The sequence below is a fragment of the Undibacterium sp. SXout7W genome (assembly GCF_049339385.1).
Taxonomy (GTDB): domain Bacteria; phylum Pseudomonadota; class Gammaproteobacteria; order Burkholderiales; family Burkholderiaceae_D; genus Undibacterium.
This window is the reverse complement of the sequence record NZ_JBMPPF010000182.1, coordinates 1-270: the sequence shown is the minus strand read 5'-3', so window position 1 is coordinate 270 and position 270 is coordinate 1. Positions and strand designations below refer to the sequence as shown.

General features: G+C 55.6%; 1 protein-coding gene. It reads left to right on the top strand.

Annotation, left to right across the window (positions count from 1 at the left end; translation table 11 throughout):
• Window positions 1-270 (top strand): hypothetical protein (locus tag ACO0LB_RS21015; protein WP_423052701.1); only part of this gene is annotated, 270 nt, incomplete at both ends.

The following is a 270-nucleotide window of genomic DNA, read 5'->3' as shown; positions in this document are numbered from 1 at the left end:
GCAATGACCAGCTCACCATCACCAACCAAGGCGAACTCAACAACCAGAGTGGCAAACTACTCAGTGCCAGTGCCATCAGCATCGACACCCAAAAAGTCACCAATGACAGCCAAAATGGACAAGCAGGTCTCATCCAAAGCAATGGCACACTGCGCCTGCACAGCGGTAGCGACATCAGCAATCAGCAAGGCAACATCGTCAGCGCCGGCAGCATCGACCTCAATGCAGCCGGCACATTCAACAACCAGCAAGGCACGCTGGAAGCCGCGC